The organism is Syntrophobacterales bacterium (genome assembly GCA_031274925.1).
GTDB lineage: Bacteria > Desulfobacterota > Syntrophorhabdia > Syntrophorhabdales > Syntrophorhabdaceae > PNOM01.
The window spans coordinates 1-20,052 of sequence record JAISPL010000043.1 but is presented as its reverse complement, the minus strand read 5'-3'; the positions used below and the strand labels follow the sequence as shown (position 1 = coordinate 20,052).

Genomic DNA, 20,052 nt, shown 5'->3' with positions numbered 1-20,052 from the left:
GTAAGTATAGCAAGCAGAATGTGTTTGTCAAGGGTAAAAGCTATTATTGACCAAGCGCTTATAGGGAAGATGTCTCTATGTGAACCATTGATAAGGTTTGACGCCTGGGGGAGGGTGCTTTCAATATTTTTCAGAACTTGTTATAATATGGCGGCTCTCGCAGGCTTAAACAATCTTTTTTGACAGATAACAATTTTGTTTGAAATTTTCCTCAGCAAAGATTGTTTACGCCGATGGGCTTTAAGCGGATTAGTATTGATCGGGAGGACTTGTGAGCGAATATATCTACGACGAAAAAGAACGCTTTGACGGAGAGAAGGTCAAAGTACTGGGCCCTACCTACGAAGAGGGAAAACCGGACGGCTCCTACGATTGGAAAGCACGTCTCGATACGCGTGAATTGACTGTAAACTACCTCCGGAGCGCTCTCCGCTATTGGTACAGCAAAGACTGGTTCGGCAGCGAAAGACGGAAGAAAGACGCCTGACAAGGAGAAGATATGCCATTTCAGATCCCCACGACAAAATACAGCGGCCGCGTCAAAGAAGTCACTATCGGCACAGGTCCCAAGGCGGTAACGATAGGCGGCGAATCCTGCTACCCCTTCCACCTTTTCGAGGGAGAGATGCCTCATACCCCTAAGGTGGCCTTTGAAGTGTGGGACTTTCAACCGGACGACTGGCCTGAATGGGCAGTGGAGCCTTATGGGGATGTAATAGGAGATCCTCCGGCATGGGCGCGAAAGTCGGTAGAAACATACGGCGCCGAGATCATCGCCCTAATGCTTAAGAGCACGGACCCAAACGGCATGGACCGGGACCCCGAGGAAGCGGTAAAGGTTGTTGAGGCCGTATCCGCCGCCGTTGATGTTCCCCTGATTGTGTGGGGTACTACCAGCGAAGAGAAGGACGCGGTCTTATTGAGGAGGGTGGCGGAGGTCTGTGAAGGGAAGAACCTCCTGATCGGCCCCGTGGCGGAGAAGAACTACAAGCAGATAGGGGCCATGGCCATAGGATACGGGCAGGCGGTTGCGGCATCGTCTCCTATTGATGTAAACCTTGCGAAGCAGTTGAATATCCTGCTCGGCAACCTCGGCGTGCCCGACGACAAGATTATCATTGACCCCACGACCGGCGGTCTTGGCTACGGTCTCGAATATACTTATTCCGTGATGGAAAGGGACCGGATGGCAGCCCTTACCCAGGAGGACGTGAAGCTCCAGTCCCCCATCATCTGCAATATGGCCCAGGAAATCTGGAAATCAAGGGAGGCGAGACTCACGAAAGCGGAGGAGGCGAGACTCGGGGACGAGAAGAAGCGGGTAATTCTGATGGAAGCGGTGAGCGCCATTAGTCTCCTTATTGCGGGCGCGGATATCGTAATTATGAGGCATCCTGACGCGATTTCCCTGGTCAAAGAGATGACCGGGGCGTTGATGGGTTAGGAAGAAGGGGGCTTAAATGGCAGAAGAAAAGAAACGGAGCATCGATAAGGCAACGGAAGAGCTCCTTGAAAAGGCCGAAAAAGAGCAGATCAGTACGGCGTTTTTCAGGGCCGACGAGATAAGACCATGCCCGATCGGGGTGGAAGAGAGTTGCTGCAAGGTCTGCTCCATGGGCCCATGCAGACTTCCGCGCTCAAAGAAAGGCGAGGAGAAACGGAGGGTCGGCGTATGCGGAGCCACAATAGAGACGGTGGTGGCGAGGAATTTTGCCCGGAAGATTGCCGCCGGTACTGCGGCGCACTCAGACCACGCAAGAGAAGTGGTGGAGACATTCCTCAAGGCGGCCCTGGGGCAGGCCCAGGGTTTCGAGATAAAGGACGAGGTCAAGCTTTTAGAAGTGGCCCTCGACTTCAATATAGAGATTGAAGGAAAGGAAATCAAAGACATTGCCGTAGAGTTGGGCAGAAAAGCGCTTGATGAATTCGGGAAGCAGCACGGCGAGCTTGTCTATATCGGCAAAGCGCCCTTGAAACGGCAGGAGTTGTGGAGAAGACTGGGGGTTGTGCCCCGCGGGGTCGACAGAGAGGTGGTCGAGGTTATGCACCGGACCCACATGGGCGTCGACCAGGACTATACCCATATCATTGAGCAGGCCACCCGCTGCGCCCTTGCGGACGGTTGGGGCGGCTCCATGATATCTACGGATCTCCAGGATATAATGTTCGGCACGCCCGTACCTGTGGTGGGTAAGATTAACTTAGGCGTCCTCAAGGAAGATGAAGTGAACGTGGTGGTGCACGGCCACGAGCCGTTCCTGCCCGAGCTTCTCGCGGCGGCGAGCCGTGATCCCGAGATAAAGAAACTCGCCGAAAAAGCGGGAGCAAAGGGAATCAACCTCGCGGGCATGTGCTGTTCCGCCAACGAAGTACTCATGAGACACGGTATCCCGTGCGCAGGAAACTTCCTCCAGCAGGAACTCGCTCTGGTGACAGGAGCGGTAGAGCTTATGACCGTTGACGTCCAGTGTCAGATGCAGGGGCTTCAGGATGTGGCGGCCTGTTTCCACACAAAGCTCGTCACAACCTCGGACAGGGCGAAGATTGAGGGCGCAGTCCACATGGAGTTCCACCCCGACTCCGGACTTGATATGGCGAAGAAGATCCTCAAAATGGCCATTGAGAACTATCCCAACAGGCGCGGATCCGTCTATATTCCCGATCAGGCCAGAGATATTGTGGTTGGGTTCAGCCATGAAACTATCAACTACCTGCTGGGAGGCCTCTTCAGGGCAAGCTACCGGCCTTTAAATGATAACATCATAAACGGCAGAATCAGAGGAGTAGCCGGAGTTGTGGGATGCAACAACGTGAGGACCGTTCACGATTCCGCCCACATTGCCATGATAAAGGAACTCATAAAAAATGACGTTCTGGTTCTCACCACCGGGTGCGCAGCCATGGCATGCGGAAAGGAAGGGCTTCTGACTCCGGAGGCGGCAAGAGAGTTCGCGGGAGACGGTCTCGCGGAGGTATGCGAGGCAGTGGGTATTCCACCTGTACTCCACATGGGGGCGTGCGTGGACAATTCAAGACTCCTCATTGCGGCCACCGCCATGGTAAAAGAAGGCGGCCTGGGCGATGATCTCTCTGATCTCCCTGTCGTGGGGGCGGCGCCTGAATGGATGAGCGAGAAAGCCCTCGCCATAGGACAGTATTTTGTGGCTTCCGGTGTATTTACCGTGTTTGGCACCACATGGCCCACTGTGGGCAGCGAGAAGGTGACCCGTCATCTCTTTGAGGAATTCGAAGAAATATACAAAGGCATGTGGGCCTACGAAGAAGATCCTGTAAAAGCAGCCCATCTTATGATCAGCCAGATAGATAAGAAGAGAAAGGCTCTCGGTCTCGAAAAAGCGCGTGAGCGCGTATTGTTTGATATGGCAATGCGCAGGGAACTGGCATAAAGGAGGCGTCCGATGTCGAAGATAATCGCGTCCGCCGCGATAAGAGGAGCACATAAAATCTTTCGGAGAGCGGAAGAAACATATAAGGAGACGCTGGAGAAGTACGGACCGGAGCAGCAGGTAGCCTTTCCCAACACGGCCTATTACCTGCCCATCATTTACTCCATGACGGGCATCGCCGTCTCAAAGATAGGGGATATGGAAAGAGTCCTTCATATCTGCAGGAAACTTATACCTCCGCCGGTGAGAGAGAACGTCGCCCTGCCATATCTCGCCCCTGCCCTTGACGCAGGAATGGCCACGTTCTTTGCCGAAGAGATGATGGAGGCCTTAAGATACCTTGAAGAGCCCGATTGCTACCTTGCAAACAGCGAAGATGTCGACCCCTCCCGGAATGGAAAAGGGTTATGGCTCGGCGCCGCAAACGACGTGATTTTCAGAAAACGGGGGGTGGAATTTGTCGATGGCACAGCCCCCGGCTTTGCCGCCATCGTGGGGGCGGCGCCCGATTCGAAGACTGCCGTGAAGATCGCCTTGGAACTCCAGGAAAAGAACCTTTATGTCTTCATGTGCGGCGAGAACAACGGGAGACGGTTCTCCGAGCAGCTTATTGAGGAAAATGTCCAGATGGGGTGGCCCACAAGGCTCGTCTCCTTCGGCCCTGATGTGCACCAGGCCGTGTTCGCCATCGGTTTCGCGTGCCGTGTCGCCATGGCGTTCGGCGGCATCAAGCCAGGGGATTTCAGGCGGAACCTCATCTATAATAAAGACAGAACGTACGCCTTTATCCTCGCCTTGGGGGATGTGACCGACGAGTGGTACGCAAATGCGGCAGGGGCGATCAACTGGGGATTCCCCACCATCGCCGACACCCCGATACCGCAGGTACTTCCCACAGGCATATGCACGTATGAGCATGTGGTCTCCAATATCCCCCATGACCAGATAGTCCAGAGGGCCGTCGAAGTGAGGGGACTTAAAATCCAGGTCGCAAAAGTGCCCATCCCGGTTTCCTACGGCCCTGCCTTTGAAGGGGAGCGAGTGAGGGGAGAAGATATCTACCTCGAGATGGGCGGCGGAAGGACAATTGCCGTCGAATGGACCACGTCGAAGAGGATGGATGAGGTAGAGGACGGGCGAATTGAGGTGATCGGCTCAAATATGGGAGATATTCAGGCGGGAGCGCGCCTCCATTTCGCCATGGTGGCCGAAGTGGCGGGCCGAAACTTCCAGGAGGATTTCGAGCCTATACTGGAGCGGCAGAATCATCACCTCATCAACCAGGCCCAGGGCGTCATGCACATAGGGCAGAGGGACATCGCTTGGATAAGGATCTCAAAGCAGGCGGCAGAGAAAGGTTTCAAACTCGAAGACATAGGCAGGATCATCCACGCGAAATACCATCAGGACTTCGGCGCCATATTCGACAAGGTGCAGATAAAGATATACACGGATGAGGCCAAAGTGAAAGAGATTCTCGATCAGGCGAGGACTTCCTACGAACACAGGGACGCGCGGATTGAGGGGATGACCGACGAAGACGTTGACACCTTTTACTCATGTATCCTATGCCAATCTTTCGCGCCGGATCATGTGTGCATCGTGAGCCCTGAGAGGACAGGACTGTGCGGCGCTTATAACTGGCTTGATTGCCGCGCCTCCAACGAGATAAGTCCCGACGGACCCAACCAGCCCGTGCAGAAGGGGGACTGCATTGACGAGCGTTACGGCCAGTTTGAAGGCTGCAACGATTACATAAGGAAGGCCTCCCGGCAGAAAGTGGAGAACGTGAGCCTCTACAGTCTCATGGTAGACCCAATGACCACCTGCGGCTGCTGCGAGTGCATCGCGGCGGTTCTGCCCATGTGCAACGCGATTATGACGGTAGACAGGGACTTCCTCGATATGACGCCATGCGGTCTGAAATTCACGAGCCTCGCCGGTTCCGTGGGAGGAGGCGCCCAAACTCCTGGTTTCTTAGGCCACAGCAAGTATAATATTACCCAGAGGAAATTCCTGAAAGGTGACGGCGGTCTTTTGCGCATCGCATGGATGCCCAAAAGGCTAAAAGACGAGATATACGACAGACTGAAAAAGAGGGGCGAAGAGTTAGGCTACCCCGACCTCCCCGACATGATAGCCGATGAGACCGTAGCCGCCACTGAAGATGAAGTCCTTGCGTACATTACCGAAAAGGGTCACCCGTGCCTCGGCATGGAAGCTCTTTTTTAGTGAATAGACAAAACATAAGGCGACTGACAGAAAAGCAAAAGAGAAATTGAGATCATTGAGGTCACGGACTTTTTTCCTCCTTTCGCCTTGCATTTCGGCTATCACTGTTCCATGCCCTTTAACGACTGCAGCCGAAGGAGAATAACAATGGCGTTGACCGGAATACAGATTTTCAAGCTGCTGCCAAAGACGAACTGCGGAGAATGTAAATTCCCTACATGCCTGGCGTTTGCCATGGCGCTCGCTGCCGGCAAGAGCGATCTCAGCCTTTGCCCCACGGTGAGTGACGAGGCGCAGGAGCAGCTTTCGGAAGCTTCCGCCCCGCCGATCCGGCAGGTATCCATAGGCACGGGCGATTATGAGGTGAAGACGGGCGGGGAGACTGTCATGTTCCGTCACGAAAAGACCTTCTTCAATAAGCCCGGGGTCGCCATTCTGATCACAGACAGTATGGACGACGCCGAAATAGACCGGCGGTTTGCCAGTCTCGCCGCATATCAGTATGAACGGGTAGGCCAGATCATGAAACCTGAGCTCGTGGCCTTAAAAGAGACCGGCAACAGGGAGAGATTCCTTCGTCTTGTGCAAAAGGCGGCCAACGAGCCTTATTCTATTGTTATAATGTCCTGCGATCCGTCCGTCATGAGAGAGGCCCTTGAATCAGCAAAAAAGCGAAAACCCCTCATTTATGCGGCCACCAGGGAAAACTGCGAAGCCTTCGGCGCCCTCGCCCGGGAATTCGAATGCCCCCTCGCAGTAAAAGGTACGGGACTCGAAGAAGTCGCCTCACTCACCGAGACGCTAACTGCCCAAGGCATTAAGGACCTGGTTATCGACACTTCAACCCGTACAGTGAAGAAAGGATTTGAGGAACAGATCATTATCAGGAGAGCAGCGCTCCAAACAAAGTATAAACCCTTGGGTTTTCCAACCATCACTTTTCCTTGCGAAATGACTGATGACCTGATGAAAGAGACCGTGATCGCCTCCATGTTTGTTGCGAAATATGCGGGGATTATCGTGATGAGTGATTTTCAGGGCGAGTCGATTTTTCCCCTTCTTCTCCAAAGGATGAATATCTATACCGATCCTCAAAGGCCAATGACCACCCAGGAGGGCCTCTATCCCATAAACAATCCCGATGAAAACTCCCCTGTACTCGTTACGTGCAATTTCTCTCTCACCTATTTCATTATAAGCGGCGAGATAGAGAATTCGCGAGTACCCGCATGGCTCGCCATTATGGATACGGAAGGCCTTTCCGTAATGACCGCTTGGGCGGCGGGAAAATTTGTAGGTGATCTCGTGGGATCGTTTATCAAAAAGAGCGGTATTGCCGACAAATTGAAGCACCATAAACTCATCATCCCCGGCTACGCAGCGGTGATCTTAGGGGATTTGGAAGAGGAGCTTCCGGGCTGGGAGATCCTCGTAGGACCGAGAGAGGCGGCCCATTTACCTGCTTACCTCAAAATGTGGAAGGCGAACTGATCAATGAGGTAGGTAAAATAGTAAGTGAAAAACTTGGCAATACGCCTACTATTGTGTTGCAGGCATATATAGACCCCAGAGTATTTGATAAATGGAGGAAAAAATAATGATCAGCAATGAGGAGGCCATTGCATTTTTATCCGAGCTTTCAGATCAGGATGAATCTGACGAGGGTAGTTATGACTTTAGTCGAGAAGTAGACGACCCTGACCCCGATGACGAAGAGATGGAGGTAACGCCGCCAGATGTCATAGCTGTATTGGGGTTTGACCCCAAAGACTTGAAATATCTTGATGATGAGGATGATGAAGAATAAATGGGATTACCCCCATCGCATAGAGTCTAACTATCAGCGGGAGCTTATGAGACTGATTAGGCGGGATAACCAATACTGTCAGGGGGATGGAGCTCTTATGCTTATTGCGGAGAAATGCGAGGCAAGTTTTGCGGGGCGGCGTCACATTCCGCCATGGCGCGGATGACTTCCTTTACGGTTCCTCCGTCCAGGGATACTTCCCCGTAGATGCCCTCCACATGGGATTGGTTTAGCCGATCAAAGTCCTTCTCCCGGGGGGCTACGATCACGCCTCCCATCTCAATGACTGCGGGGCTTACCACCAGGCGGGCATCGCCTTCCATAAAAAAGGCCTCGGGACGGTGTTTTGCTCTGGGAAATACCAGGAGCCGCCACAGACGGCCCCGGAGAAAACCCGCAACGCTCATCATGGGCTCGTCATAGGAATGAAGAACCTTCCTGAGCGCTCGTGCAAGATCGCGAAATACCCGCGACACAGTGAGCGGACTGTCACCCTCAATAAGCAGCGCTTCCCTCCCCATATTCCCGACGCGAAACAGACGGGAACCATCCCTCTTTGCGGCAGGCATAAGTCTGCCCGCCTCCTCGATTTCATCTTCCACGGGCATCTGTCCCGATGCGATTACCTGGAAATGAAGATGGTCGGGCGCTGACGCCCCGCATCGCGGTCCGTTGTAGAGAACCGTCCAGGAACCACCGAAGTCGCCTGCGAGCTGAAGGAGGGTTTGAATATTATCCTCCACTGCCTGGGGACGGTGATCAAGGTTGCACACTGTGAAGTGGGGATGAAATACGGGCATGGGGTTGCAAAGAATCAGGTATCCGTTGCGATAGAGGACGCCTTTCTGGCTTGGGGCTAAATTGGAAACACACAGGAAACAGGGTCTTTCGCTTATGACCTTCTCTTCCACGGCCGCCGTGGTGCTCCTCATCCGTCCCCGATTGTGCTGGATGCGCACGGAGAAACCGGCGCACAAGAGCGTGCGGACCTTCACGTCGTCAAGGGATTCATGGCCTTCCCGGCAATCAGCCCACGCCTCTTTCTGTTCCGACAGAAGGCTTGCGCAAAGACTGTCAAGGCCGCTCCTTCCTCCATTCCCGTCAAAGGAGGCATATATTCTTGAGGCGAGAGAAGCCCTGGGATGTCCCTGTCCCGTCCGTCTTTCGGTCATCAGGCCCCCTCCATGTTTATTTTCTTCCGGGCAAGGATTTCGTCGGTGCGGACTTTATCCTTGAATATATTGTTCCTGTTTATCTCGGGAATGGATAGGGCCGCGTCGGTATTTCCCTCCCAACGCCTGCAAAAATAAAGGTTTTCATATATCCTGCCGATCCGGTATTCCCGGCAGACGCGAAGAGCCGCCGCATAGTCCTCGCCGTAGCTCACATTGAGGAACCCGAAAGCACGCATGAGGCCTGTATCGAATGCCCGCGGCGCACCCAGGCCGTTTATACGAAGCGCGTTGTTGTGGCCGTTCCCGTCGGTCCATTCCCTGTGGTCGATAAGTCCGGGAGGAATTTCGTGCAAATCAAAATTGACGATAGTATAGGAGCCTATTACCATCCCGTACCGCCCACGGCGCAGCAGGTCTACAATTTTCTGAAGCGTTGATGGGCCGCTGTAGAGGTCGTCAGAATCCAGTTGAACGGCATAGCGTCCGCATTGGCCGGCGTAGAGGGCTTCATTCCAGCAGCCCCCTATGCCCAGGTCGGTCCTTGCCGGCACGATGTGAACAAGGGCGGGAAACTTGCCGGCGAGCCCGGAGAGCGCCCCAGTCGTCCCGTCTGTTGAATGGTTATCCACCACGATGACGTTGAATGGAAAATCCGTCTCCTGCGAAAAGGCGCTTTTCACCGCGTCGGAGATCGTTCCTTTCCGGTTCTTTACGGGGATAATGACGGAGGCCTCCACCGGAAAAGACCCGGTTGATTCACAGGCATTCCTCAGATGTTCCGGCGACAGATACGCCCCCGTATTTTTCAGATGTTCGGCGAAAACCCTTTCCATCTCTTCCTGTACGGCTCTGTTTCGAGGATCGACATAGGCAAAAATCGCTTCGCCGGATTGAGATTTATCCGCCTCAATTATGGAGTAAAGCGGCTCTCCGATACGACGGAGGGGGTGGTCGACGGAAACTTTGAGGCGAAGGTCATAGAGACCTGCGAACCTTACCGGAGAAATAGGACCGTATTTCCCAAGCGCATGACGAACCGACGAGACCTGGAAGAGCATCATGGCCCCAAAGTCGAAATCATCGCGGACACTTCCCGTCTGGTAATCAATGAGGGGGTGAGTCGATACGCCTCTTGCGCCCTCATCATTGAAATCGGAATAGACCATGCCTGCCCCTGTAGTGCGGGCCTCCTCCACCATTCTATGGAGCGTATCGGGTCCTGCCGAAATCTGCTCTGCCCCGGGAAGGAGGAGCAGATGATTCGTCCGTAAATCTTCAAGAATGGCAATGAGCGTCCGGCCTGACGAGAGTGACCCGGGAAGGAGTTCATACGCCCCGGATGGCGGCGGACTGACCGTTTCCGGACAGACGACGATTACACGCTCAACGATGCCTGATCTGGTGAAAGCGGCGATTGTTTTATGAAAAAGAGGTCCGGGCCGATAAGAAGCGGCGATAGTCAGAGGGGGCATTCACGATCTCCTGAAGCGCAAACAATGCGGATAAACACAATACATGATAGCACATCGGAGACGGCATTCCAATTACAGGCCATTCTCAAAGAAAAGTTTTATTTATTAACCCGTATCTTAGAAGTATCTTCCATAGGCGTTACCTGGCGGCAACTCTCCTCCGTCCCTTATCCTCGCCAACAAATCCATTGAATTTTCAGCTATTTTGGAGTACCTTTTCACAGAAACATAAAGAGGCATCATGCTTTCTTATGTTCACTCACCAGCTCGCAAGGAGGCATGATGTTATTCTCCAGGATGTTCATCCCCACCATGAAGGAAGTACCCAAGGAAGCTGAGGTCATAAGCCACAAGCTCATGCTCCGCGCCGGATTCATCCGTCGCCTTGCCTCGGGCATTTATACCTGGCTGCCACTGGGGCTCCGTTCTCTCCGAAAAGTGGAGCAGATCATACGGGAGGAGATGAACAGGAAAGGCGCCCAGGAGATCATGATGCCCCTCGTCCAGCCTAAGGAACTCTGGGTCGAAAGCTCGCGATGGGACAAGTACGGAAAAGAACTTCTCCGATTCGTCGACCGCAACAACCGGGACATCTGCCTCGCCCCCACCCACGAGGAGGTGGTCACCGACCTCGTGCGCCGGGAGGTGCGCTCATACAGGGAACTCCCCCTAGTCCTCTACCAGATCCAGACGAAATTCAGGGACGAGATACGGCCGAGGTTCGGGGTTATGCGCGGGCGGGAATTCACCATGAAGGACGCGTACAGTTTTGACGCCGACGAGTCAGGGGCGGAGGAGAGCTATCTCAACATGTACGACGCGTACATGCGCATTTTCAAACGGTGCGGATTTCATTTCAGGGCGGTTGAGGCTGATACAGGGCAGATAGGCGGGAGTTTCTCCCACGAATTCATGGTCCTTGCCGATACGGGCGAGGATGTAATTATCTCCTGCACGAACTGCGGCTATGCCGCCAACCTTGAAAAAGCGGAGATCGGTTTCGCCGAGACGGCCACATCCAGGAAGCAAGGCCTTTTTAAACGGGTGGAGACTCCGGGGCAGAAAAAAGTCGGCGATGTGGCGGCCTTCTTAGGTGTGGCGCCGGCAAAGCTTGTCAAGACCCTCATCTATAATACGGACCAGGGCGTCCTCGGGGTGCTCGTCAAAGGGGATAGAGAGGTCAACGAGACGAAGCTCAGAAACCTTCTCGGCCTCGACTGGGCAGAATTGGCAGACGAGGAGACTATTGAGAAAGTCACAGGCGGGCCCCTGGGGTTTTCGGGTCCCATCGGTCTTACCATTCCCCTCTGCGCGGATATGGATATACTCTTTATGGAAGATTTCGTGATCGGCGGAAACGAGAGAGACGTCCATGTTGTGGACGTAAACGTGGAGGATTTTTCCGTAAAAGGATTCTACGATCTCAAGATCGCGGAGGCGGGCGACCTCTGCCCGCGGTGCAGGGAAGCCCATACCGCCACAAAGGGGATTGAGGTAGGCCACATCTTCAAGCTCGGCCTCAAGTACAGCAAGGCGATGAACGCCGCTTTCCTTGACAAGAACGGTAAAGAGCAATTCATGGTAATGGGCTGCTACGGTATCGGCGCTTCCAGGACCGTGGCCGCGGCCATTGAGCAGGGCCATGACGACAACGGCATGATACTCCCCATCGCCATAGCTCCTTTCGAGGTGGACGTGCTGCCGGTAAACACCTCCCATGCCGAATCCATGGAATTCGCTTTCCAGGTATACCATGCGCTTCTCGATAAAGGCATTGATGCCATCTTGGACGACAGGAACGAAAGGCCAGGGGTGAAATTCAAGGATTGCGACCTCATCGGCATACCCATACGGATCACTATCGGGGAAAGAAACCTGAAAGAAGGGTATGCGGAGATAAAACTCAGGCGCGAGAAGGAATCCGAGAGGGTGAAAAAAGAAGATATAATAGAAAGGATCTTGAGCCATGTTGAAGAGCTTAAACGTTTGTGATCTGACCCCCAGAGAAGAAGTAGATGCAAGGATAAACCTGTTCAGAGAAAAAATGGCCGCCAAAGGTCTCTCCTTCGCGGTTATTCTCCAGAATGTCGACCTCTTTTATTTCACGGGCACGATACAGAAAGGGGTCCTTGTGGTATCCGTCGACGACGGGCCGTTCTTTTTTGTGGAAAAAAGCCTCGTGAGGGCCGGTATTGAGACGCCTCTTGAAATTATCCCCATAAAGAAAGATAAGGATGTGAAAGACGCCCTTCTTGCCAGAGGTTTGCTCAAGGGTACGGGGGGGATGGAGTTTGATGTGCTCCCCGTCGCTGTTTACGAGCGCTGGAAAACCATACTCGGCTATGACAAGTTCGAAGACATCTCATCACTCATAAGAGACGTAAGGATCGTCAAGAGTCCTTTTGAAATTACTCAGATAAAGAAATCAGGGGAGATAATCTCCAAGGTGTTTGCGAAAGCGGCGGACGTGGTGAGAGAAGGGACGAGAGAGATAGATATCGCCGCCGCCCTTGAAGCTGAAGGGAAAATCCATGGCCACCAGGGTTTCTTGAGGATGAGAGGACTCAATCAGGAGATGATGAATATCTACGTCACCCATGGCCACTCGGCCACATATGCCTCAGGCGCTGACGTCCCCATCTCGGGGGTGGGAGTCACCCACGCCATTGGTCAGGGTCCGTCCATCAATACGGTGCAAAGAGGAATCCCTCTTATTATTGATTATGGCAGCGGTTACAACGGCTATATTACTGACGAGACGCGCGTATACGCCGCGGGAGAGCTGAAAGAGATATTTTTCAAGGCCTACGAGGTGGCCCGCGAGATAGTGGAAGACGCTACTGTTTTTGGCAAAGAGGGTATCGACGGCACGGAGATCTTCATCAGGGCCCATGAAAAAGCGAAGAAGGCCCGTCTTGAAGATCATTTCATGGGATACGGCGAAGGGCAAGTGGGTTTTGTAGGCCATGGCCTTGGCCTTGAGATCAACGAGCTGCCCGTCATCACGCCAAGACACCACATTACGCTCAAAGAGGGCATGGTCTTTGCTTTTGAGCCCAAGTTCATCTTCCCAAACGAAGGTGCGGTAGGGATTGAGGTCGACTACATCGTGAGAAAGGACCGCTTGGAAAGGGTTGTCGATTTTCCCATTGACATCGTACCGGTATAGAAGGGACGGATACCCTGTGCATGATGGACATATAAAAGAACCTTATCCTTGTTCCTGCACAGCACCCCATGACTCCGGACCTAGTAGCACGGCAAGGTCCGTTTATACCGGAGCTTTAGAAAAAAAGGAGGATGAAAAATCCAATACTCATTTGACGGCAGACAACCCAAGGTCGGGAAGGATACCTATGTAAGCGAGCACGCCCTTGTCATAGGCGATGTAGTAATAGGCGACAACTGCTATATCGGACATGGGGCGATACTCCGCGGGGACTATGGCTCTATCATTGTCCGCTCCGGAGTTGCGGTGGAAGAAGGCGTTATCGTCCATGCGCCCCCGGATTCCACCTCCGAAATAGGCGAAAGGGTAACCATAGGCCACGGGGCGATAATCCATTCCGCCTCCATCGGCAGACTCTCGGTAATCGGCATGGGCGCGATCCTGAGTATCCGCTCGGAAATAGGGGAAAATACGATCATCGCCGAAGGCGCCGTAGTGAAAATGAATCAGATCATTCCCCGCGACGTGGTGGCAGGGGGGAATCCTACAAGGATAATCCGCGCCATCGCCCGGAAAGATATTGAATTCTGGACCATGGGCAAAGACCTCTACATTAATCTCGCTAAAAAGTATCTCGAAAAGGGGATGCACCCCACATAGCCTGATCCCATGAACCTCCCCTCCGCTTGGGGCGGAGGTATCCAAGGGTGGTTTACGACTGACCATGCCTTTGTCCTTAAAAGAGGGCTGCTATTTTGAAATTATCAGACGGGAAAAGGTGAAAAACATGCGTAAACCTGCACGTACTATTTGGCATCAGGAAGAATATTTCGAACTGATCGTCTTTTTGTTAAAAATCAGAACGGTCTCACAGAACAGTTGATCTATTTCTCCTTCAACTCGTCCCACTTGTAGTCAATCAGTTCGAGGAGCACATTGTTTGCTTTCTTCGGATGAATAAAGGCAAATTCGCAGTCTCTGAATGGCCTTACCTTCTCTCCTCCCTCGGCGGGGATAAAGGGATACTCCATGGACTCCAATTCCTTCACCGCTTCTCGCGTATTGTCTGTGCCGAAACTGACGACCATGACTCCTTCGCCGTTCTTCTCAATCCACTTCGCTACAGGGCCGTCAGGGGAAGTGGATTCCATAAGCTCAAACCCAACCCCGCCCAGCCAGTACCTTGCCACGCGGATCTTCTCGGGCTCATCGGTATAAGGATCGTCCGGTCCCGACTTTCCCATGATGGGTTCCCAAAACTTTCTCGCCGCCTCCAAATCTTTTACCGCTATTGATATATGGTCTATCTTATTGATTTTCATCGCCTTCTCTCCTTCGGGAGGAGGTTCGCGCCATCTCCCTCGCGGCTGCTGATAAACCAATACCCGCCACCCGCCCAAGGTGCCAAGGTGCGAATTCCTCGTTCCCGTGGAATAGAAGCCGCACCAGGCGCTTCCAGGAGGGATTCCGTGGCTTTTGGCCGGACAAATGTCTGACCCGAGGTCAGCGGACGCCGGTTTGGCTCTTCATGTAGGCCCTGTATTCCTTGAGCAGTACATACTCATACTCTCTGCGGGAATTGCCGGACGAAGGGATATAGTTCTTTTTAGCTTCCAACCTGTCGATCATTTCCTCGGCAGTCTCCTGATTCGGCTGTCTGCCCTCTGCGTAAAGGCCGGCCAGTACCTCGTCCAAACCATTGAAACCGATCTGTGTATCGTCAGGAAAAGTAAGTATGCGCCAACTAACTGGTGGCGGCTCGTGGTCGTCCCCTCAGTCCACTCACCCTATCATATCAAAGTGTGACATATCAGACCTCCTTAAATTACGATTTTAAATTAAGTCTCCTGTACTTTTTCCGAAAAATCCATGAGAGCCGGGGCTGTCATCTTCAGAGAAGCGGTCATATCAATATAGAGATAGGCCTCACCATAATTGCAACCGGCTATAGAAATAATTTTGCTCCAACTGACTTCTAATTTCAAGACAAAAAAGCCTGCCGTACCTCGAAGATCGCTACCCTTTTTCCTGGTCAGACGGCGCCATGGGGACGTGGCGGCCTTTCTGCCGCCGCCTCCTTCGTCTTTTTTTAGGGAGTTTCTCCGTTGCCGGCTCTGCCGCCGCTATGGGAGGCATCTCCAAAAGGAAGGTGTCCCACCATTCAAGGGAAGGTTTATATTCTTTTTTCGTCTCCGCCGCAATACGGAGATAGGCGAGGGCCTCCGCGAACTCAGACCTGCCGGCAATGGAGGCTGGCCGCCGTGGCGGCATTTTATGAAGCGATGCCTGGAGGGCGAGAATAGCGCGCATCCGCCCGCCAACCCGTCCGGGTACGGACACAGTTTTCGAGATCTCCTCCATGAAAAGGGCGCACGTTTCATCCAGCGCCTGATGACGGGGAATGCCTTCCTTGTGGCGCACAAGCGCCGCTCTTTCCAGACTGGGGCCAAAGAGCGCCGCGAAAAAAAGCGCCGGCGACAAGGCCATACCACCGCTTCGGTACGCTTGATCAATGAACGCAAGGTTTGCCTCCAGCAGTTCACGGCAGCGGCTGTTTCCATCAATTGAGCGGCCGAGACTGGGAAAGAGGGTGGACAGAAGTCTGCTCTTGTCCATGAGGCGGAAAGCTGTCCGGGCAGATCCGAGGAGAAAGAGCTTCTGTATCTCCTCATAGAGCCTTGCCGGCGGCACGCGGGAAATCGTAGAGGATAGCTCGCAGATGCTTTCCCAGGCGGCGGACTCTATGTCGAAACCGTGGGACGCGGCAAATCGTACCGCACGGAGCATCCGCACAGGATCTTCCGTAAACCTGACGCTGGGTTCGCCGATGGGGCGAATCACCCTGTCATTAAGGTCGGCGAGACCGGTGCTGAAATCTATGAGGGAAGCGTCCGCGATATTATAAGCGAGGGCATTGATGGTAAAGTCGCGGCGCAGCGCATCCTCTTCCGGTGTTCCGAACACATTGTCGACAAGAACCATTCCTTCCTCGTCTTTGATGTGCCGGGGACGCTTGGGGCGGCCCTCCTCTTCCGGTTCCGGATTGTCGGAAGGCGAACCTGCCCGACGGAAAGTTGATACTTCCACTATTTCATTTTTAAAATGGAGATGAGCCAGCCGGAAGCGGCGGCCTATAAGGCGGCAGTTCCGGAAAAGCTTCTTGATCTGATTGGGCGTAGCATCTGTTCCTATATCAAAGTCCTTGGGGGTTCTCCCCAAGAGAAGGTCGCGGACACATCCGCCCACAAGGTAGGCAATAAAGCCGCGAGCATGGAGGCGGTAAAGCGCACTTAGCGCATTTGGACTTACATGCTTCCGCGACATGTGATGTCCCTTCCGGGGAATAATTCGTGGCCTCACAATCTGTAGTGTACCATATCAGGCCCCAAAAACCAATCGGGGCAGCTTCTCCGGCAAGGATGGCCCTCTTGACTTTACCCGCTTTTTACCTGATAGGCGAGCATAAGAATTTAAATGCTAGGTCGGAAAAGGACAATCAAAGTTGCTAAACGAAATGACGTCACTCAGGTAAAATGAGTAAACCGGTCATTTGTGGAAGGTCTATGCAGGAGGCGCTCAAGCGGACTTGAGCGCCCTGATACGATATCGCCTGCCTTTAGCGGCCATGACCCCCATGACCCTTATTAGGAACCCTGTGGTCATATCCACCACGGCCATGTCCTTGGTTTTCATGGCGCTGCCCTCGCCGCCAGTGGTCGTCTCTTTGCCAGTATCCGTCCCGTTCCCATCGCTTCCAGTTATTTGTAAACTGTCCGTAAGGTATGGGCCGGTGTCCCGGCTGAACCCATGCGTGCCTCCCGGGCAAACTGGTCAAAGCTGGCGGGACATAGTTCGGCCTGACGTATGCCCACGGCCCCCTGTGGGATCTGGACATGTACCATCTCCCTTCGTACGGGCGGTACCAGGAACCGTTCCAGAATAGAATGTCCATAGAAATACCGGGGATCACATACACGTACGTTCCAGGTATGACCACCAGGTTAGGCGCAGACGGTACGGCATATGCCGGTGGCAGAGCAAATCCCTGAGCATTGGCTCCAACAGGCATTCCTATGGATACACAAAGAACACATCCAAGAATCAGAAAACCAATTTTACAGCGTGTCATTCAGGACCTCCTTGTTTAAAAATAACGAATACATGTTCCTTAACCATCATAGTAGATAAGCGGGAGTCCGTCAAGTTTTTCTGATGTATTACCGTTGACGGCTTGTGTGGTCCTGATTTTCGACGATGAGACGGTGCGTTTCGCTAATGAATTCTTGGAAATTGAAAGGCGCGTCGTGATATGGTACCTTTTTTAAATATTTTTTTGGTTGTTTCGCTTGAATATTTTAATTGGTCTGCCATATTACAGGAATTTGGAGCAAATTGCCGTTAAGCTGCTCACGCTTGGGTGAGGCCTGATTATAGCCGGCAAAACCAAGGGCCGCCGCCTTAAGGGATCTATTTGCCGGAAAATGAAGGATCGTGCCCCATGCTGGTATACCTGACTTTGGAGTAACAGCGTGGACAGGGGTGCGGCTCAAACTGATTTAAGAATGTGAAGGCGAGGAGGAAATAGATGAAATATATTGATCCGGAGGAAATAATAGATCGCCTTTCCACGGAGATGCGGGAAGCTTTAAAGGACGCCGTAAACGAGGTCCTGCCGGAGGCGGATTTTGACGAACATGAATTGTTCCGGGCCTTCAAGGGAGCGGTTCGCCGTAAATGTTCGAGGTGGGAGTCGGTGCCCGATAGCTGTCTCAGAGGTTAAACCAACCCGTCGCTGTCTCATTCGGGGGCAGCACACTCAAAAATCTGCTTTATTTTGATGAGGAAAGAGAATACCCATACAATTCGCATTTAAAAGCAACGCGCCTCAAAGGGCCTTGATTATGAACCTTTATTTGATATAATTAGGTAATGGTTGGCCAATAATTCCTGTATGGCCAAAACCTGAAAGAATTACAACCCGAATCTGAAAAAAATGCCGGTAAGATTTGCAGTATCCGGTCGGAAAAGAAACAGGCGAACGGCATGACGGGACAACAGTTGCAAATCCATGAAGCATCGCAGAGGAGGTATTAACGATGGCTCCAAAACCGGTTTTCGATCCCTCTCACGGGCCGATGAAATACGCATGCGGCGTCTCAGGTTCCGGAACCAATTACGATAAGATATACGAAAGAGACCCCAATAAGCAGCATGTTGTTTTCAGCAATGTGCCCGGCTGCGCGGGCGCGGCAAAAGCAAAAACCCGCGGCGCTCAATCGGTATCCCTTGATTCAGCCCGGTACTTCAATGACATGTGGGGACTCGAAAAAATTCCCAGACGCGGCGCGGCAAGAAATAGTTACGACATGGCAATCATGACCTTGGTGGAACAGGCGCTAAATGGCCGCCCGGACCTGATCTGTCTTGCCGGATACGATCTCTGGATAGGAGACTGGATGGTTGACAGATATTTCCCTGTAATTCTAAATGTTCATCCTGCCGATGCAAGGAAATACACCGGCTTAGGCTGGATACCCACCGCCAAAGCCATATTGGCCGAAGACCGGGCCGTGAAATCGACGGTCTTCTTTGTTGACCAAAGCGACGACGGTGGACCTATATTGATCCAGTCCGCATCCGTGCCGCTGTCACGATGGGATCAAGAGCTTCGGGATGTGAGACGATTCGCGGAAAAAACGGGCGCCAGGACCCTCAAGGATTTCCGGGAGGCTTCCGAGCGGGAAAGCAATAACCTTTACGAATCGTTAAAGGAGGTTTCCGCGGCCATCCAGGAAGCACTCAAAGTGGAGGGAGACTGGACGATCTATCCCTTTGCCGTTCATGATCTCATCGCAAAAGGGAGGGTCGCGCTTGATGGCAGAAAAGTCTATATTGACGGCATGGAAATGCCCCCGGAAGGGTGGCAGGTTGACCATTATGGGTTTGCCGGCTCTATCAGATGAAGCGGGCGTCTTTCGTTTTGTGTCTTTGCGCGCGCCTCCCCGCCTCGGCTTAAAATGTTTGGCTTATACGATATATACATACGGGAGAGAGCCGCCCGCCGCTTGGGAGGGGGCGCGGAGGTTCATTAAATCATCATTATCGGGGTCATTTGACGGTACTGACAGTCAAAAGATGCGGCCAGGGGGTTTGGTTTTGTTCCCGCCGAAACTGCAGCCCTGCTTTACGTGCGGCCGGGCCTTATGGGATTATTTTGCGCACGGCTAGGCGCGGGGTTCTTTTACATGCAGACGCGCCGGCGTGCCTTATGGGGCTTTAGGCTCCAAGGGGAACGTGAACGTATAGATTGAGTCGGACTCCGTCTGGGTCACGGAACTCTTGCCCGCGGGATTAGCGCCGGATTTATGGGCAGCGCCGCCCTTATAGGCCTTGCGCTCTTTCACGGAAGTATCCATTTCCACCGTATTGTAGCCTTCCTTGTCTACGGTTAAGTGGAAACGGTCGCCTACGGGAATGCCCAATATGTCATACCATTCGGTATGCACGGTGTAGGGGGTGACTCCGGCGTACACGCCGTCTACATACACCGTGGCATTATCGGGCACGGAATTGATCCGAAACATACCCGCCTTCGTACATGCCGCAAGGAACAGAATCAAAACCAGAACGCTCAATTTCTTCATAACATTCTCCTTGACACGGGATCCTTCCTACCCTCCCCTCCCAATCTTTATATATCCTTATATACTATAACTATATCCAAAGAACATAAGCCCTTTCTATTCCCCCGTATATTAAGCCTTTCCAGCATCCACCCGTTACACCAACC

18 protein-coding genes are annotated in these 20,052 nt (G+C 52.9%); 12 read left to right on the top strand and 6 right to left on the bottom strand.

What is annotated here, in order from left to right:
* The 7 genes from LBQ00_07840 to LBQ00_07810 form a co-directional block, all read left to right on the top strand.
* Positions 1-183 (top strand): hypothetical protein (locus LBQ00_07840; GenBank protein ID MDR2018760.1); only part of this gene is annotated, 183 nt, incomplete at its 5' end.
* An 88-nt stretch (positions 184-271) separates the two neighbouring features.
* A complete protein-coding gene (locus LBQ00_07835; protein ID MDR2018759.1) occupies positions 272-487 on the top strand; it encodes a hypothetical protein in 216 nt (71 codons plus the stop codon).
* Between the two features lie 12 nt (positions 488-499).
* On the top strand, positions 500-1,444 hold the full coding sequence (locus LBQ00_07830; GenBank protein ID MDR2018758.1) for an acetyl-CoA decarbonylase/synthase complex subunit delta: 945 nt from the start codon (positions 500-502) through the stop codon (positions 1,442-1,444).
* Positions 1,445-1,460: 16 nt separating this feature from the next.
* Complete coding sequence (gene cooS / locus LBQ00_07825) at positions 1,461-3,407, top strand: anaerobic carbon-monoxide dehydrogenase catalytic subunit (protein ID MDR2018757.1); 1,947 nt, start codon at positions 1,461-1,463, stop codon at positions 3,405-3,407.
* Between the two features lie 12 nt (positions 3,408-3,419).
* A complete protein-coding gene (gene cdhC / locus LBQ00_07820) occupies positions 3,420-5,639 on the top strand; it encodes a CO dehydrogenase/CO-methylating acetyl-CoA synthase complex subunit beta (GenBank protein MDR2018756.1) in 2,220 nt (739 codons plus the stop codon).
* 147 nt (positions 5,640-5,786) lie between these two features.
* Entirely contained in the window at positions 5,787-7,130 is a 1,344-nt protein-coding gene (locus LBQ00_07815; protein ID MDR2018755.1) for an acetyl-CoA decarbonylase/synthase complex subunit gamma, read from the top strand.
* Positions 7,131-7,236: 106 nt separating this feature from the next.
* Positions 7,237-7,446: a hypothetical protein gene (locus LBQ00_07810; protein ID MDR2018754.1), complete on the top strand. Its 210-nt coding sequence runs from the start codon at positions 7,237-7,239 to the stop codon at positions 7,444-7,446.
* A 101-nt stretch (positions 7,447-7,547) separates the two neighbouring features.
* Here LBQ00_07810 and LBQ00_07805 read toward each other — a convergent pair whose 3' ends face one another.
* Together LBQ00_07805 and LBQ00_07800 are read right to left on the bottom strand one after the other, a co-directional pair.
* Positions 7,548-8,618 carry a DUF4922 domain-containing protein gene (locus LBQ00_07805; GenBank protein ID MDR2018753.1) on the bottom strand — a complete coding sequence of 357 codons (1,071 nt, stop codon included), beginning with the start codon at positions 8,616-8,618 and terminating at the stop codon, positions 7,548-7,550.
* Complete coding sequence (locus LBQ00_07800) at positions 8,618-10,093, bottom strand: glycosyltransferase (GenBank protein MDR2018752.1); 1,476 nt, start codon at positions 10,091-10,093, stop codon at positions 8,618-8,620. Before LBQ00_07800 ends, LBQ00_07805 begins: the two co-directional genes overlap by 1 nt.
* Before the next feature lie 279 nt (positions 10,094-10,372).
* Here LBQ00_07800 and LBQ00_07795 point away from each other — a divergent pair, with 279 nt between their 5' ends.
* From LBQ00_07795 to LBQ00_07785, 3 genes are all read left to right on the top strand, one after another.
* Positions 10,373-12,085, top strand: coding sequence for a proline--tRNA ligase (locus LBQ00_07795; protein ID MDR2018751.1), 1,713 nt, complete (start codon positions 10,373-10,375; stop codon positions 12,083-12,085).
* Positions 12,060-13,262 (top strand): Xaa-Pro peptidase family protein, encoded by a 1,203-nt coding sequence (locus LBQ00_07790; GenBank protein MDR2018750.1) that lies wholly within the window; start codon positions 12,060-12,062, stop codon positions 13,260-13,262. The genes LBQ00_07795 and LBQ00_07790 overlap by 26 nt, the downstream gene beginning before the upstream one ends.
* Before the next feature lie 210 nt (positions 13,263-13,472).
* On the top strand, positions 13,473-13,922 hold the full coding sequence (locus LBQ00_07785; protein ID MDR2018749.1) for a gamma carbonic anhydrase family protein: 450 nt from the start codon (positions 13,473-13,475) through the stop codon (positions 13,920-13,922).
* 224 nt (positions 13,923-14,146) lie between these two features.
* Here the strand turns inward: LBQ00_07785 and LBQ00_07780 are convergent, their stop codons facing one another.
* From LBQ00_07780 to pcnB, 3 genes are all read right to left on the bottom strand, one after another.
* Positions 14,147-14,584, bottom strand: coding sequence for a VOC family protein (locus LBQ00_07780; protein MDR2018748.1), 438 nt, complete (start codon positions 14,582-14,584; stop codon positions 14,147-14,149).
* Positions 14,585-14,765: 181 nt separating this feature from the next.
* The gene (locus tag LBQ00_07775; protein MDR2018747.1) at positions 14,766-14,957 is read right to left on the bottom strand and encodes a hypothetical protein; all 192 of its coding nucleotides are present in this window, start codon (positions 14,955-14,957) and stop codon (positions 14,766-14,768) included.
* Positions 14,958-15,278: 321 nt separating this feature from the next.
* Entirely contained in the window at positions 15,279-16,622 is a 1,344-nt protein-coding gene (gene pcnB / locus LBQ00_07770; GenBank protein MDR2018746.1) for a polynucleotide adenylyltransferase PcnB, read from the bottom strand.
* Positions 16,623-17,847: 1,225 nt separating this feature from the next.
* Between pcnB and LBQ00_07765 the strand changes: the two genes are divergently transcribed.
* Both LBQ00_07765 and LBQ00_07760 read left to right on the top strand, forming a co-directional pair.
* A complete protein-coding gene (locus LBQ00_07765) occupies positions 17,848-18,042 on the top strand; it encodes a hypothetical protein (GenBank protein MDR2018745.1) in 195 nt (64 codons plus the stop codon).
* A 316-nt stretch (positions 18,043-18,358) separates the two neighbouring features.
* Entirely contained in the window at positions 18,359-19,225 is an 867-nt protein-coding gene (locus LBQ00_07760; protein ID MDR2018744.1) for a hypothetical protein, read from the top strand.
* A 303-nt stretch (positions 19,226-19,528) separates the two neighbouring features.
* Here LBQ00_07760 and LBQ00_07755 read toward each other — a convergent pair whose 3' ends face one another.
* The gene (locus tag LBQ00_07755) at positions 19,529-19,906 is read right to left on the bottom strand and encodes a PEGA domain-containing protein (protein MDR2018743.1); all 378 of its coding nucleotides are present in this window, start codon (positions 19,904-19,906) and stop codon (positions 19,529-19,531) included.
* Positions 19,907-20,052 lie beyond the last annotated feature (146 nt).

Coding starts and splice junctions, on each gene's coding strand:
- LBQ00_07830 (MDR2018758.1), top strand. CDS start 500: ATGCCATTTCAGATCCCCACGACAAAATACAGCGGCCGCGTCAAAGAA.
- cooS (MDR2018757.1), top strand. CDS start 1,461: ATGGCAGAAGAAAAGAAACGGAGCATCGATAAGGCAACGGAAGAGCTC.
- cdhC (MDR2018756.1), top strand. CDS start 3,420: ATGTCGAAGATAATCGCGTCCGCCGCGATAAGAGGAGCACATAAAATC.
- LBQ00_07815 (MDR2018755.1), top strand. CDS start 5,787: ATGGCGTTGACCGGAATACAGATTTTCAAGCTGCTGCCAAAGACGAAC.
- LBQ00_07810 (MDR2018754.1), top strand. CDS start 7,237: ATGATCAGCAATGAGGAGGCCATTGCATTTTTATCCGAGCTTTCAGAT.
- LBQ00_07805 (MDR2018753.1), bottom strand. CDS start 8,618: ATGACCGAAAGACGGACGGGACAGGGACATCCCAGGGCTTCTCTCGCC.
- LBQ00_07800 (MDR2018752.1), bottom strand. CDS start 10,093: ATGCCCCCTCTGACTATCGCCGCTTCTTATCGGCCCGGACCTCTTTTT.
- LBQ00_07795 (MDR2018751.1), top strand. CDS start 10,373: ATGATGTTATTCTCCAGGATGTTCATCCCCACCATGAAGGAAGTACCC.
- LBQ00_07790 (MDR2018750.1), top strand. CDS start 12,060: ATGTTGAAGAGCTTAAACGTTTGTGATCTGACCCCCAGAGAAGAAGTA.
- LBQ00_07780 (MDR2018748.1), bottom strand. CDS start 14,584: ATGAAAATCAATAAGATAGACCATATATCAATAGCGGTAAAAGATTTG.
- LBQ00_07765 (MDR2018745.1), top strand. CDS start 17,848: ATGAAATATATTGATCCGGAGGAAATAATAGATCGCCTTTCCACGGAG.
- LBQ00_07760 (MDR2018744.1), top strand. CDS start 18,359: ATGGCTCCAAAACCGGTTTTCGATCCCTCTCACGGGCCGATGAAATAC.
- LBQ00_07755 (MDR2018743.1), bottom strand. CDS start 19,906: ATGAAGAAATTGAGCGTTCTGGTTTTGATTCTGTTCCTTGCGGCATGT.